Raw genomic sequence first — 14,144 nt, 5'->3', positions numbered from 1 at the left:
CTCGCCCTCGGCATCGCCACGACACGCCTGATCCTGGCCAACGGCCAGAAGGGCGTGGACGCCGCCGGCCACGTCATCCAGGGCTTCTCGCAATTCGTGATGAGCGGCGATTTCGTGATCGGAATCGTGGTCTTCATGATCCTGATCACGGTCAACTTCCTCGTCATCACCAAGGGCGCGACCCGGATCGCCGAGGTCGGCGCCCGCTTCACCCTCGACGCCATCCCCGGCAAGCAGATGGCGATCGACGCCGATCTCAATGCCGGGCTGATCGACGAGAAGGAGGCCCAGCGCCGCCGCCGGGAGCTGGAGGAGGAATCGGCCTTCTTCGGCTCGATGGACGGTGCCTCGAAATTCGTGCGCGGCGAGGCGGTGGCCTCGCTCATCGTCATCGCGGTGAACGTCTTCGGCGGCGTCATCATCGGCACCACCCGCCACGGCATGCCCCTGTCCCAGGCGGCGGACGTGTTCGTGAAGCTGTCGGTCGGCGACGGCCTCGTCTCGCAGATCCCGGCGCTGATCGTCTCGCTGGCCGCCGGCCTGCTGGTCTCGAAGGGCGGCACCCGCGGCGCGGCGGAAGAGGCGGTGCTCGGCCAGCTCAGCGCCTATCCGCGGGCGCTGCTGGTCGCCGCCGCGCTGATGCTGATGTTCGCCCTGGTCCCCGGTCTGCCCTTCCTGCCCTTCGTGGCGCTCTCCGGCCTGATGGGCTTCGTCGCGATCACCATCCCGAAACGCCGCGCCGCCGTCGCCGCGGCCGCCGCCGCCAAGGCCAAGCGCGAGGAGGAGGCCAAGCAGGCGGAGGCGAAGGACAAGGATTCGGTCAAGGAAGAGCTGCGCACGCCGGAGATCGAACTCTGCCTCGGCCGTCAGGTCGGCGCGCAGATCCAGGGCAGCCATGCCGAGCTGCACCACCGGGTCGCCAAGATGCGCCGCAAGTTCGCGCGCCAATACGGCTTCGTCGTGCCCGACATCCGGCTCACCGACAGCCTCAACCTGCCGCCGAAACAGTACCAGATCCGCATTCACGGCACCGTGGCCGCCACGCAGGAGATGCGCCCGGGCGAACTGCTGGTCGTCGTCGGCGACGGCCCCCGCCCCGACGTGCCGGGCGAGGAGGTGCGCGAGCCGGCCTTCGGCATGAAGGCGCTCTGGGTCGTGGACGCCTATGCCGCCGAGGTGCGGCGCTCCGGCTTCGAGGCGATCGACGGCGCCTCGGTGCTGCTGACCCACCTCTCCGAGGTGATCCGCAACAACCTGCCGCAATTCCTGTCCTACAAGGACATGCGGGCACTGCTCGACCGGCTCGACCCCGAATACAAGCGGCTGATCGACGAGATCTGCCCGTCGCAGATCTCGCATTCCGGCCTCCAGGCGGTGCTGAAGCTCCTGCTCGCCGAGCGCGTCTCGATCCGCAACCTGCACCTGATCCTGGAGGCGGTGGCCGAGATCACGCCCCATGCCCGCCGCGCCGAGCAGATCGCCGAGCATGTGCGGATGCGCGTCGCCCAGCAGATCTGCGGGGATCTCGCCGAGGACGGGGTGCTGCACGTGCTCCGGCTCGGCGCCAACTGGGACCTCACCTTCCACCAGAGCCTGAAGCGCGACGCCAAGGGCGAGGTGATCGAGTTCGACATCGACCCGCGCCTCGTGGAGCAATTCGGCACCGAGGCCGGCGAGGCGATCCGCGAGCGGATGCGGCAGGTCCACGGCTTCGCCCTGGTCACCGCCCCCGATGCCCGGCCCTATGTGCGCATGATCATCGAGCGGATCTTCCCGACGCTTCCCGTGCTCTCGCATCTGGAAATCGCCCGGGGCGTCGAGATCCGGTCGCTGGGCACCATCTCGTGATCCCGCTGTTCGGGAGCCTCCTCGGCGGGGACGCCTTCATCGCCACCTTCCTGATCTTCTGCCGGATCGGCGGCTGCCTGCTGATCGTGCCGGGCTTCTCCAGCCCCCGCGTCCCGGCGCAGGTGCGGCTGCTGATCGCCGGCGGCGTGTCGCTCGCGGTCACGCCGCTGCTGCTGCCGCTGCTCCAGACCAAGCTGTCGGGGCAGGCGCCGATGCAGACGCTGAGCTGGATCGGCAGCGAGACCATGACCGGCCTGCTGATCGGCCTGCTCGGGCGGATCTTCATCTTCGTCCTGGAGACGGTGATGAATGCCACCGCCACCATGGTCGGGTTCGGCTCGATGCCGGGCACGCCGATCGAGGGCAGCGACGCGATTCCGGCGGTCGAGACGCTGATCGTCGTCACCGCCGTCGCGCTGATGTTCGCCGCCGACCTGCATTGGGAACTGTTCCGCGGGCTGGTGGAATCCTATGCCCGCATCCCGCCGGGCGAGGGGTTCGGCACGCAGACCGCCCTGGTGCGCATCGCCGACCAGATCGGCGCGGCCTTCACCCTGGCCCTCCGCATCGCCGCGCCCTTCATCCTCTACGCGGTGGGCGTGAACCTCGCGGCGGGCTTCGTGAACAAGCTGACGCCGACCATTCCCGTCTATTTCGTCGCCACGCCCTTCGTGATGTGCGGCGCGCTGATCTTGCTCTATTACCTGTCGAACGAGTTCATGACGCAGTTCCTCGCGGGCTACGTCGCCTGGCTCAGGCGGGGCTGACGGGCGATGTCCGCCGCCGACCTCGCCAAACGGCTCAAGCGCGCCGAGCGGCTCACCGCCGTACAGGAGCAGATGCGCCGGGCCGCCGAGTTGCAGCTCGCCCAGACCCGGCGCGAGGCGGATGGCGTCGAGGCGGACCGGGCGGCCCTGCTCGCCGCCGTCGGATCCTCCGCCCACGGCCACCTGTTTCTCGAATCCGCCAACCGGCGCCTGCGCGGATTGGCCAGCCGGGCGACCGAGCTCGAAGCCATCGCCGCCCGGCAGAGCGATGCGGTGCGCGAGCAGGGACTCGCCCGCAAGCGCGCCGAGCTCAATGCCGAGCGGATCGAGGGGCTGCTCGACCGCGAGCGCGAGCGAGCCGAGGCGATGGAGCGGCTCGACGCCCTGACCCAACGCCGCGACGCAAGCCTCCCGTAAGCCAGGGCAGCTACGACCTCACCATCGGCGCTCCGACATCCGGCCGGGGCCGCCGCCCGACACGCGATGACCCGATGAGCATCACCCCTCCCTCCGATATCGTGATGGATGTGGCCCGCGCCGCCGACCCGGCGCGCTACCAGGAGGCCGCTTCCAAGCTGTCGCAGCCCGGCGATCCGGCGGCCTTCGCCAGCGCCGCCGACGAGGCCGCGCGCGAGGCTGGGCTGAGCACGCATCTGCCGCTCGATGCCCATGGCACGCTGACCGGCCTGAAGAACGACACCGCCCTGAAGGGCAGCGCCGACCCCTACCGCAAGTTCGAGGGGCAAGTGATCCAGCAATTCGTCGAGGCGATGCTGCCCAAGGCCGAGACCGTGTTCGGCAAGGGCAATGCCGGCGGCATCTGGAAATCCATGCTGGCCGAGCAGCTCGGCCAGCAGATCGCCAAGACCGGCGGCATCGGCATCGCCCGGATGCTGGACAAGTCTCACCCCATCACCCCGACGCCGTCCACCTCGGCCACCGGTGTGGCAAGCAAGGTCTGACGCCCATGCTGCTCGCATCTCTGAAGCGCCTGGAGGCCACCATCGAGGCCGAGACCGAGGCGCTGGCGGCCAATGGCGCCCTCGATCTCGACGCGGTGAACCGCGCCAAGAGCCAGAGCCTGCTCGAACTCACCCGCCTCGCCCGGTCCGTCGAGGCCGGGGCGCTCGACGCCGATACCGGCATCGTGCTGGCCCGCCTGCGGGACAAGCTGATCCGCAACCAGGAAGCCGTCGCCCTGCACCTGCGGGCGGTGGAGGAGATCGGCGACGTGCTCCAGGCCAGCCTTCAGGCCGCCGAATCCGACGGCACCTATTCCCCGCGTCCCGGACGCTGACGAGCGATGCGCGTCCTCGTCACCGGCCTGTGGATCTGCGCGGTCACCATCGCCTCGTGCTACGCGGCGGTGACCTTCGGCGGCGGCTTCTTCTCGAAATCGACCGAGCCCTACCTGGAAGGGCTGCAGTATCAGAAGCTCGCCCCCATCAACATTCCGATGGTCGCCGAGGGCAAGGTGCAGGGCTACGTCATCGCCGTGCTGGTGTTCACGGCGGATGCCAAGCTGATGCACACCCTGCCCGTCGCGCCCAACGCCTTCGTCGTCGATGAGGCCTTCCGCCAGATCTACGGCGACACCACCCTCGATTTCCGGAAACTCGCCCGCTACGACATCAACGCACGCCTCGCCCAGATCCGCGCCAAGGTGAACGAACGCCTCGGCTCCGACGTGGTGAAGGACGTGCTGGTGGACGAATTGAACTTCGTGGCCAAGCGCGAGGTGCGCTCCTGATCCGGCCGCTGCGGGACACTCGCGGCGCGGGCCTCTTAAAGGTCGATTCACGCAGAACCGTTCTACTCCGTGCGAGTGAGTTCCGCGTAATCGAAGTGCCATGTCCTCATCGGTCGCCGACGCGCCGGACCTGTCCGGCCTCATCGAGCTTTCGCGCGATCCCGCGATCGATCTGAAGCCCGTGATCCTGCGGGTCCAGACCGACCTGTTCCTAGCCGCCCCCGTCCACGACCGGGCCATCCTCCAGGCCTTCGAATCCCTGGCGGCGGGCCTGATTCCGACCGTGGACGCGGAGACCGTGCGCATCGTCGCCGAGAAGCTCGGCGGCTGCCCGGACGTGCCTGCGGCGGTGCGCGCCGCCCTCGAAGCCCGCGGCTTTCCGGTGGACCCGCCCCGGGAGCCGGAGAGCGAGGCGGAAGCCGACCATGCCCTTGCCGAGAATCCGGGCGCACTGATCGGCACCCGCACGCTGGAGCGCCTGCTCGCCCGCGCCCGCTCCGACGCGGACCTCGCCCGGACGCTGCTCGCCCGGCCCGACATCCCCCCCGCCGACCTCGCCCCGCTCTGGCTCCATGCCGGGCCGGAGCAGCGCCGGGCGATCGCCGCAGCGGTGGAGGTCACGGCGGCCCTGCGGCCCTGCCCCCGCCCGCCACGGACGCTGGCGACCACCTTGGTGGAGCGCTCCCACGGCAGGGACATCCAAGGCTTCATCACCGCCCTCGGCGAAGGGCTCGGCCTGCCGGAGAACTATCTCGGCGCCGCCAGCGACCCGACCGCCCGCTACGATCTGCTGACGCTGGCGCTGCGCACGGCGGATCTGCGCGAGGGCGAGGCGGTCTTCATCTTCCTCACCCTCAACGACACCGTGGCGCGCTCGGTCGACCGGGTCTTCTCCCTGGTCACGCTGTTCCGCGAGACCGACCGGGCCACCGCCCGCGACCTGCTCTGCGCGATCCTCGGCGCACCGGTGTTGGAACGCGCGGGCGGCGGCGAGTACCAGCCGTTCCACGGCCCGGAAGCCAAGCGGAGCGCCGCGTCGTCCGAGCGCGGCGGCCTGCGGCCGGCCCTCCCCTCCCGCCTGCGCCGGACGAGCTGACGCGTTCTTCGAAAAAAATCACTCCGCGAGCGGCAGTCCATGCCGGCCCTCGCGGTCGTCGATCTCGATGATCCAGAGATCGGAATCGAAGCGGATCTCCCGGGCGAGGCGGTCCTCGACATCCGGCACCGGGGCTGCCGAGAGCACGGCGGTGAAGCGGCGCTCGCCCGCATCCTCCGCCTCGATCAGCGCCTGCGGCGCCGGGCCGTAGAGGTCGGCGCTGCCGTCGAGCCGGTCGACCTTCACGAAGACCGCGCCCGCCTCCGCCGCGCCGCGACGGCGCTGCACCGCCGGAATGCCCTCGCCGTTGAGGCGGCGCAGCTGCGCGGAAACCCAGAAATCAGAGCGGAGGCGTGACATGGCGCTGCCATAGGCGCGCCGCGTCATGCCGTCGATCCCCCAGCCTTCAGCCCTGAGCGCCCGCCTTGGCGGTCATCTCGCGGGTCAGGGCGCGCAGGGTCGGGCCGGCGGCCTCGCCCTTGACCGGCAGCTTGCGGTCGCGCTCGAATTTCTCGATCGCCGCCTTGGTGCCAGGCCCCATCAGCCCGTCATCCTTGAGCGGGCCGTAGCCGAGCTTGGCCAGGGCGCGCTGGACGCGGATGACGGTCGGGTCAGGCTTCGGAGCCTCGGGCTTCGCCTCCACCTTCGGGGGCTCGGCCTTCTCCTTCGCGACCGCCTTCTCCGGCTTGCGCTCGGCCCTGGGCGTGACCGAGGCTGTGGTCTCACCCGAGCGGATCATGTCGGCGATGGGGTCGCGGGGCGCGACCGGCACCTCCCGCACGGGAGCCGGCTTGCTCGCTTCGGCCGTGCGGATCTCCCGAACCGGTGGCGGCGCGGGCCGCGCGGCCACGGGCTTCGGCTCGACCGTCGGCAGGATCGGGGCCGGGTGGCGTCCGTCCTGGAGCCCCATGGCGTTGACGCAGACATAGACCGCCGCAGCGGCGCCGATCACGGTTCCGAATACGCCTCCGGGATTGCGCCGGCAGAGCTGCCCCACCCCCGACAGGGCCGACACGGCGCCGGCCTTCCAGCCCGATGCGGCCGGCCTGCGGGGCGCCGCCTTGCGGGGCCGGGCCGGGCTGCGGGGCGCGCGCATGTCGCCGGGCACGACGATCTCGCGCTGGTCCCGTCTCGCGGGCGTCTCGCGCATCACTTCGCTCCTTCAGGTTGGCGTCGCCGAGGGCGGGAACCCGACAAGGGATCCGCTCGCTCAATGCGGTCCCGTATCCGTAAGCCCGCGCGGCGCTTGAGCGATATCGACATCCGCCATCCCGAGGGGATCGACTGGATGGTGGATGAGACCATGCCGCTCATCCGGCGCGCCGCATCGGACGGGCTACGGTCTCGGGGGCGGGATCGAACAGGCCGACCGGCAGGCGGCGCGGTTCGGGAGTCGGCTCGGCGGCGACGCTGCTTCTCACCATCGCCCGGATCGGCGCGGGCTTGGTGCCCGTCCCGGCCGGCTCGCTGGCGAGTCCCCCGGCCATCGCGGTGGAGGCGGTCTGGGTCCCCGCCTTCGACCCCAGCTTGGCACGGCTGCAATCGAGCGGCAGGGTCACGGCGACGACGGTACCCTTGCCCGGCGCGCTCTCGATGGAAATCGCGCCGCCATGCAGGCCGGCGAGGCCGCGCACCACCGAGAGGCCGAGGCCGGTGCCCTCATAAGTCCGCCCATAGCCGCGCCCGGCCTGGAAGAAGGGGTCGCCGAGGCGCGGCAGGTCGGACTCGGTGATGCCGATGCCGTCATCGCTCACCACGAAATCGAGATAGGCGCCGCCCCGGCGGACCATGACCTCGACCCGACCGCCCCGCGGCGTGAACTTCACGGCATTGGAGATCAGGTTGATCAGCATCTGCCGGCAGGCACGGGCATCGGCGATGAGGCCGCAGCCGGCGGGCACCGGCGCCGCCACCAGGGTGATGCCCGAGGCCTCGGCCTTTAGGCGCATCAGGTCGCAGCAGCTGCGGATCAGCCCCTCGACATCGACCGGTTCGAGCTGAAGCTCGAAATGCCCGCCGCGGATGCGGGAAATGTCGAGCAGGGTGTTCACCACGTCGAGCAGGTGCCGCCCGGAATGGGCGATGATGCCGGCATATTCGCGGGCCCGCTCAGGCGGCAGGCCCGTGGCCCCCTCCCCCGACAGCACCTCGGAGAAGCCGATGATGGCGTTGAGCGGGGTGCGCAACTCGTGGCTGACGGTCGCCAGGAAATGCGTCTTCACCTCGTCGGCGCGCTCGGCCTCGGCGCGGGCGCGGTCCAGTTCCTGGGCGTGGCGGCGATGCTCGGAAACGTCGCGGGTCACGGCGACGACCGTCGAGCCGTTGGCTCCCGCGAGCCCCGCCTCGATCCGGTGGGCGCGCATCTCGGCGAAGATCGTCCGGGTGCCGTCGGCGCGGGCAATGTCGAGGTGCAGGCGGAACGGCACGATGGCCGGCATACCGTGGGCGGCCACGTCGCTGATCGCCTGGAGCAGGGCCGGCCGGTCGCCGATATGCACCCGGTCGAGCAGGCCGTGGCCCCGCAGCCGGCTCGCCTCGGCCCCGACGAAGCGGGCGGCCGAGCCGCTCGCCTCCAGCACGCGGCCGTTGGCGTCGTGCCACGTCACGAGATCGTCGATGGCCGAGAGCAGGAGCCGGTCGCGGGCCTCGTTGTCCCGCATGCGGCTGCGCCACTCGCCCTCCCGGCGCATATGCTCCATGGCCTGGGCCGCGACATGGCCGATGGCGGTCACGGCGAAGACCGGGACGGCGATGGCGTTGGGCCAATCGAGGACGAGGCCGCCCCTCGGCAGGAAGCCGCTGAGCGCCACCGCGAAGGCCCCGAGGGCGGCGATGAGGGAGGCGGCGACCGTCGCCCGGCGCGAGCCCGAGACCATCGCCTCCAGCGGCACCGCCACGAGCCAGATGCCGGCGGCGGAACTCGCGCCGCCGGTCAGGGCAGCGAGGCAGACGACGAGGCCGGTCAGGCCGGCCGAGGACAGGGCGTGGGCGATCCAGAGGGAGCCGGTGCGCGACAGGACGACGGCAGCGAAGACCGGCAGGAACAGGCTCGCGATGGCGATGGCCTCGATGCCGCTCGGAACGCCGCGCCAGACGAGATAGGGCGGCAGCGCCGCCATCATCACCGCGCCGGTCGCGAGCCGCGAGATCAGGAACCGCTCGTGGCGGAAGCGCACGCTCGGCTCCGCCAGCACGGAGGCATGGACCAGCCCGGCGAGGCGGGCATCGAGGAGGGAGGCAAGGGCACCGTCGTTACGCAACACCACCACGCACAGCGCGAAACACCATCCGACACCCCGGAGGTCCCGCGCCCCTCGACTACTCGTTACGATCTCGAGCAAACCGTCGCAGAGGCGGTTTAAGCGAGGATGAAAAGGGTCGCTCACTTGCCGCGGACCGCGCTGCCGGACCGGCCCGAAGCGGGGGCCTCATCCCCACTTTCCACATTCCCGGACAGGGCAGCGAGGGCCTCGGCACAGAGCGTGGAAGCGGTGTTGGACAGGCGGGCCGCCCTGAGAAAAAGCCTTCGTTCACCACGTCCGCTGTTAGGGCGAACGATGTCCGGCGGGCTTCACCCGGCGGTGCCCGGGCAGTGGCAGGATCCGGCCCGCGACCCAGCCTCGCCCCGGCGCGGCGGAGCCGGGACGCGTGCACCGAAGGACCGGATCGATGTCGTTTCTCCTGCGCGCCGCCCTGGTGATCGGCGCCCTCTCCTATCTCGCGCTCCTGCGCCGGGACGGAGAGGCGCCGGTGGCGCCGCACACCGTCGCCGCGACGGGGTTGGCGGTGGGCGAAACCGTGGACCGTCTGACCACCGGCGGCATCGGCGCCCTGGTGAGCGCGCTGCCCCCTGAAACCCGTGAGACCGTCAGCCGCGCCGGGGCGGAGGTCCTGGTCCGGCACCTCGCCGGACCGGGCGCGGCCCCGCGTCCCTCCGCCGACACCCTCTCCGCCGGCGACCGCCAGCCATCCTGGCGTGGACCCGCATCGCACTGAGCGTGGTTCTGGCGGGATACGGTGGGGCGCCTATAACGGACGGGCACCGGAGGCCGATCGGCCGGGGGCCGGGGAAGGAGCGACGATGTTCGGCTTCGGAAACGAATACGAGGGCCTCGCCTTATGGCTGCCTCTGGTCTGGGCCGGGCTGCTGGCGCTCGCGGTGGCGATGTACGTCGTCATCGACGGGTTCGATCTCGGCGTCGGCATCCTGTTCACCGCCGCGCGGCCGGGCAATTGGCGCGACCGGATGATGCTCTCGGTGGCGCCGATCTGGGACGGCAACGAGACCTGGCTCGTGCTCGGCGGCGGCGGGTTGTTCGCGGTCTTCTCCGTGGCCTACGCGATCCTGCTGCCGGCCCTCTACCTGCCGCTGATCCTGATGCTGATCGCGCTGATCTTCCGGGGGGTCGCCTTCGAGTTCCGCTTCAAGGCCGAGCGTTCCCGCGCCGTCTGGGACAACGCCTTCCACTACGGCTCGCTGACCGCCACCTTCGCGCAGGGCATGGTGCTCGGCGCCTTCGTCCAGGGCTTCCAGACCGAGGGGCGGGGTTTTTCCGGCGGCACCCTCGACTGGCTGACCCCGTTCAGCGTCATGACCGGCATCGGCCTCGTTTGCGGCTACGGGCTCCTCGGCGCGACCTGGTGCGTGATGAAGACCTCCGGCGAGCTGGAGATCTGGTCGCGGATCAAGGCGAAGCAGTTCCTCGTGGCGACCGTGATCGCCATGGCCGTCGTCAGCGCCTGGGTGCCCTTCCTCGGGCTCCACATCCAGTGGCGCTGGTTCTCCTGGCCGAACATCCTCTTCGTGGCGCCGGTGCCCCTGGTCACCGCCTTCGTCTGCTGGCGCATCTGGAAGGCGCTCGACGACGGGCGCACGGTAGCGCCCTTCCTGTTCACGATCGCCCTGTTCCTGCTGGGCTTCCTCGGGCTCGCGATCAGCCTCTTCCCCTATATCGTGCCGCCCAAGATCACGATCTGGCAGGCGGCCAACGCGACCTCCGCCCTGCAATTCGCCCTGGTCGGCTATTCCGTGGTGATGCCGCTGACGCTCGCCTACACCGCCTATGCCTATTGGGTCTTCAGGGGCAAGATCGAGGAGAACCCGAACGCGGCGAGCTACCATTGAGAGGCCGCCGCCTTCTCTGGTTCGTCCTGCTCTACGGGTTGAGCCTCGTCGCCTTCACCGCGCTCGTCTATTTCATCCGCGCCATCGCGCGGTGAGAGGCGGCCCGGTTCAGCAGAAGCCGAATCCGGCGCGAAACCACAGCACCAGCCCCTCGCGCGCCCAGAGCAGCGCGCCGAGGAGCGTCAGCCCGCCGAGAACGGCGAGGAGAGCGAGTTCCTCGGCCCTTGTCATGCCGGGCTCGCCCGCCGCGCCAGGGGCACGTCGCGGATCGGCAGGTTGAGCAGGCCGGCGAGCAGGGCGATCCCGATCGAGAGGGTCCAGGCCATGTCGTAGGAGCCGGTCCGGGCGAAGATGAACCCCGCTCCCCAGGCGCCGAAGAACGCCCCGACCTGATGGCTCATGAAGACGATGCCGAACAGCGTCGAGAGATAGCGCACGCCGAAGATCTGCCCGACGAGGCCGCTCGTCAGCGGCACGGTCCCGAGCCACAGGAAGCCCATGACGCAGGCAAACAGCGTGGCGGAGAGCGGCGTGACGGGGAAGGCGAGGAACAGCGCCATGACCAGCGCGCGGCCGGCATAGATCCACGACAGGACGTATTTCTTCCGCAGCCGGTCGGCGGCGACGCCGAAGGCGTAGGAGCCGAAGATGTTGAACAGCCCCACCAGCGCCAGGGCGCGGGCTCCCACGCCCGGATCGAGGCCGGCATCGGCGAGGAAGGCCGGCAGGTGGGTCGAGACGAAGGCGATATGGAAACCGCAGACGAAGAAGCCGGCATTGAGAAGCCAGTAGCCGCGATGGGTCGAGGCCTGCCGCAGGGCGGCGCCGAAGGATAAGTCACCGATGGCGGAGGACACCGGCACCGACGTGGCGGCAGGCCGGACGATGCCGATGGCGAGCGGCGTCATCAGGGCGGCGAGCGCCGCCGCGGCCAGCAGAGCCCCGCGCCAGCCGAGCCCGTCCACCGCGATCTGTGTGGCCGGCACGAGCAGGAACTGCCCGACAGAGCCGCCGGCGGTGACGATGCCGGCGGCCGCTCCCCGCCGCTCCGGCGGCATCAGGCGCACCACCGCCCCGAGCACGACCACGAAGGTGACCCCGGCCATGGCGAGGCCGAGCAGGAAGCCGAGCGTGAGGGTGAGGCCGAGGGCGCTGGAGGCGAAGGCCGCGAGCACGAGGCCGAGGGCGTAGAGCAGGCCGCCGGAGGCGGCGACGCGTCCCGCCCCGTAGCGGTCGGCCAGGGCGCCGACGAAGGGCTGGGCGAGCCCGAAGATCAGGTTCTGCACGGCCATGGCCAGCCCGAAGCTCTCGCGCCCGACGCCGAGTTCGAGTTCGATCGGCCGCATGAACAGGCCGAAGCCCTGGCGGATGCCCATGGCGATGGTGACGATCACCGCGCCGCAGGCGAGCGCGATCAGGGGGATGGCCGGCGAGGGGAGCGGGTGGAGAGCGACATCACGGATCCGGAGGGGCCTCGGGAGAGGCCTCGACGGGATGATACCGCGGATCGCCGACGCGCGTGAGGCGCCGGAGCGTGTCCTGCGGGTCACCCGTCCGCATCCTTCGTCGCCTGCCCCTTCGGGTGCATAGCTTTACCGGTCCGGGCTCCGATAAGGTCGGCCCATGATGCGGGATTTCCGGCGGGTGGCGAACGGTTCGCGATGACGGCGCAGGGACCGGAGAGGCCGGGCGAGGACGGGGCCGAGACGCGGGCGGCGGCGCGCGAGGCGGCACGGGCGGCGGCCCTGCTGGCGCGCCAGCTCGGGCGCCTCGCCGGCAGCGCCGGGCGCAGCGCGTGGCATCGCGCTTGGCGCAGCGGCCGCGACGCGTCCAGGGAGGCCGCTCCGGTCTTCGCCCGGGCCGCGGATCGCTTCCGTAGGGCCGAACCCGCTCCCGTTCGGGCCGGACCGGCCGAGGAGCCGGTGCCCGCCGCCGGGCCGCCCCGTCGCGTCCGGCCGGGCCGCCGGCCCTGGCTCGTCGGGCTTGCCGCCCTGGTCGGCCTGCCGCTGGTGATCCTGGCCGGTTACGTGTTCGCCGCCTTCGCCACCCTGCCGCCCCTGGGCGGGGTCGCGCCCGAGGCGGCGCAGCGCGCCCTCGTGGTCGAGGCCGAGGATGGCCGTTCCTTCGCCACGCGGGGCGCCTTCCAGGGCGAGAAGCTCACCGAGAAGACCCTGCCGCCCCGGCTCGCCCAGGCCATCGTCGCGATCGAGGACCGGCGCTTCTACAGCCATTGGGGCATCGACCTGCGCGGGATGGCGCGGGCGGTGTGGCGCAACGCCACCGGCGGCGGCGTGCGCGAGGGCGGCTCCACCATCACGCAGCAATATGCGCGGCTGACCTCCCTCAGCCAGGAGAAGACCCTGCGCCGCAAGATCCAGGAGGCCTTCCTGGCCCTGCGCCTGGAGAGCACCCTCTCGAAGCCCGAAATCCTGGTCGGCTACCTCAACACCGCCTATTTCGGAGCCGGCGCCTACGGGGCCGACGCGGCGGCCCGGCGCTATTTCGGGCACGGCGCCGAGAAGCTGACCCTGCCGGAGGCGGCGATGCTGGCCGGCCTCGTGCGGGCACCCTCGCAGCTCGCGCCGACCCGCAATTTCGGCGGCGCCAAGGAGCGGGCCGACCTCGTCCTCCAGGCCATGGTCGAGACCGGCGCGATCACGCAGGGCGAGGCCGACAAGGCGCGGGCTGAGAAGCTCGTCCTGCATACCCCGTCCGAGACGCCGCCGGGCACCAATTACTTCCTCGACGCCCTGTCGGGCGACGTGAAGCGCCTGACCGAGGCGGCCGGCGACGTCACCGCCCGCTCCACCCTCAACCTCGACCTCCAGAGCCTCGCCGAGGGCGTGCTGGCCCGCCGCCTCGACGCGGAGGGGACGAAGAAGAAGGTCGGGCAGGGCGCCCTGGTGGCGATGGCGCCGGACGGGGCGATCCTCGCCATGGTGGGCGGCCGCGATTACGAGGACAGCCAGTTCAACCGGGCGACCCAGGCCAAGCGGCAGGCGGGCTCGCTGTTCAAGCTGTTCGTCTACCTCGCCGCCTACGGCAAGGGCTTCTTCCCCGACAGCGTGCTCGTCGACCGCCCGACCCAGATCGGCGAGTGGGAGCCGCAGAACTCCAACAACCGCTTCCGGGGCGCCCTGCCCCTGCGCTCGGCCTTCGCGCTCTCGGTCAACACCATCGCCGCCCAGCTCGGCGAGGAGGTCGGCACAAAGGCCGTGATCGCCGAGGCGCGGCGGCTCGGCGTGCAATCGGATCTGCCCGACGTGCCGAGCCTCGCCCTCGGCTCCGCCGATGTGACGCTCCTCGAAATGACCCGCGCCTATGCCGGCGTGCTCGGCCCCGGCGTGCCGGTGGAGCCCTATCTCCTCCGCACGATCCGCGGAAACGGGCCGCAGCCGCTCTATCAGCGGCCCGCGCCGAAGCCCGGCGCGCCGATGGACGGGCAGGTCCAGGGCATGATCCTCGACTCGCTCCAGGCGGTGGTGGAATCCGGCACCGGCAAGGCCGCGCGGGTGTCGGGCCTCGCCGTCGGCGGCAAGACCGGCACCAGCCAGGATT

Annotated in this window: 15 protein-coding genes; 10 read left to right on the top strand and 5 right to left on the bottom strand. The window is 71.1% G+C overall.

What is annotated here, in order from left to right; all coding sequences use genetic code 11:
* The 7 genes from MZTS_RS20670 to MZTS_RS20640 form a co-directional block, all read left to right on the top strand.
* The coding region (locus MZTS_RS20670) for an FHIPEP family type III secretion protein (RefSeq protein WP_192285249.1) at positions 1–1,848 on the top strand (1,848 nt) is incomplete at its 5' end.
* Entirely contained in the window at positions 1,845–2,615 is a 771-nt protein-coding gene (fliR, locus tag MZTS_RS20665; RefSeq protein ID WP_192285248.1) for a flagellar biosynthesis protein FliR, read from the top strand. The genes MZTS_RS20670 and fliR, both read left to right, overlap by 4 nt.
* A 6-nt stretch (positions 2,616–2,621) precedes the next feature.
* On the top strand, positions 2,622–3,032 hold the full coding sequence (locus tag MZTS_RS20660) for a hypothetical protein (RefSeq protein WP_009861964.1): 411 nt from the start codon (positions 2,622–2,624) through the stop codon (positions 3,030–3,032).
* Between the two features lie 74 nt (positions 3,033–3,106).
* The gene (locus MZTS_RS20655) at positions 3,107–3,577 is read left to right on the top strand and encodes a rod-binding protein (protein ID WP_192285247.1); all 471 of its coding nucleotides are present in this window, start codon (positions 3,107–3,109) and stop codon (positions 3,575–3,577) included.
* Between the two features lie 5 nt (positions 3,578–3,582).
* Positions 3,583–3,912, top strand: coding sequence for a hypothetical protein (locus MZTS_RS20650; protein ID WP_009864539.1), 330 nt, complete (start codon positions 3,583–3,585; stop codon positions 3,910–3,912).
* 6 nt (positions 3,913–3,918) lie between these two features.
* Positions 3,919–4,365: a hypothetical protein gene (locus MZTS_RS20645; RefSeq protein ID WP_192285246.1), complete on the top strand. Its 447-nt coding sequence runs from the start codon at positions 3,919–3,921 to the stop codon at positions 4,363–4,365.
* Between the two features lie 100 nt (positions 4,366–4,465).
* Positions 4,466–5,461, top strand: a complete 996-nt coding sequence (locus MZTS_RS20640) for a DUF2336 domain-containing protein (RefSeq protein WP_192285245.1) — start codon at positions 4,466–4,468, stop codon at positions 5,459–5,461.
* A gap of 18 nt (positions 5,462–5,479) precedes the next feature.
* Here MZTS_RS20640 and MZTS_RS20635 read toward each other — a convergent pair whose 3' ends face one another.
* The 3 genes from MZTS_RS20635 to MZTS_RS20625 form a co-directional block, all read right to left on the bottom strand.
* Positions 5,480–5,821, bottom strand: a complete 342-nt coding sequence (locus MZTS_RS20635) for a DUF1491 family protein (RefSeq protein ID WP_192285250.1) — start codon at positions 5,819–5,821, stop codon at positions 5,480–5,482.
* A 46-nt stretch (positions 5,822–5,867) separates the two neighbouring features.
* Positions 5,868–6,611, bottom strand: a complete 744-nt coding sequence (locus MZTS_RS20630) for a peptidoglycan-binding domain-containing protein (protein WP_192285244.1) — start codon at positions 6,609–6,611, stop codon at positions 5,868–5,870.
* A 160-nt stretch (positions 6,612–6,771) separates the two neighbouring features.
* Positions 6,772–8,730 (bottom strand): ATP-binding protein, encoded by a 1,959-nt coding sequence (locus MZTS_RS20625; protein ID WP_192285243.1) that lies wholly within the window; start codon positions 8,728–8,730, stop codon positions 6,772–6,774.
* A 400-nt stretch (positions 8,731–9,130) separates the two neighbouring features.
* Between MZTS_RS20625 and MZTS_RS20620 the strand changes: the two genes are divergently transcribed.
* Positions 9,131–9,457 (top strand): hypothetical protein, encoded by a 327-nt coding sequence (locus MZTS_RS20620; RefSeq protein ID WP_192285242.1) that lies wholly within the window; start codon positions 9,131–9,133, stop codon positions 9,455–9,457.
* Positions 9,458–9,542: 85 nt separating this feature from the next.
* Positions 9,543–10,586 carry a cytochrome d ubiquinol oxidase subunit II gene (gene cydB / locus MZTS_RS20615; RefSeq protein WP_192285241.1) on the top strand — a complete coding sequence of 348 codons (1,044 nt, stop codon included), beginning with the start codon at positions 9,543–9,545 and terminating at the stop codon, positions 10,584–10,586.
* 108 nt (positions 10,587–10,694) lie between these two features.
* Here the strand turns inward: cydB and MZTS_RS25515 are convergent, their stop codons facing one another.
* Positions 10,695–10,817 carry a hypothetical protein gene (locus MZTS_RS25515; RefSeq protein WP_281397077.1) on the bottom strand — a complete coding sequence of 41 codons (123 nt, stop codon included), beginning with the start codon at positions 10,815–10,817 and terminating at the stop codon, positions 10,695–10,697.
* Entirely contained in the window at positions 10,814–12,136 is a 1,323-nt protein-coding gene (locus MZTS_RS20610) for an MFS transporter (protein WP_343068817.1), read from the bottom strand. Before MZTS_RS20610 ends, MZTS_RS25515 begins: the two co-directional genes overlap by 4 nt.
* Positions 12,137–12,247: 111 nt before the next feature.
* On the opposite strand from MZTS_RS20610, the gene MZTS_RS20605 reads away from it, so the two are divergent.
* Positions 12,248–14,144: transglycosylase domain-containing protein (locus MZTS_RS20605; RefSeq protein WP_192285240.1), on the top strand; the 1,897-nt coding region annotated here is incomplete at its 3' end.

Source organism: Methylorubrum zatmanii (assembly GCF_014845115.1).
GTDB lineage: Bacteria > Pseudomonadota > Alphaproteobacteria > Rhizobiales > Beijerinckiaceae > Methylobacterium > Methylobacterium zatmanii.
This window is presented reverse-complemented; position numbering and strand designations above follow the sequence as displayed.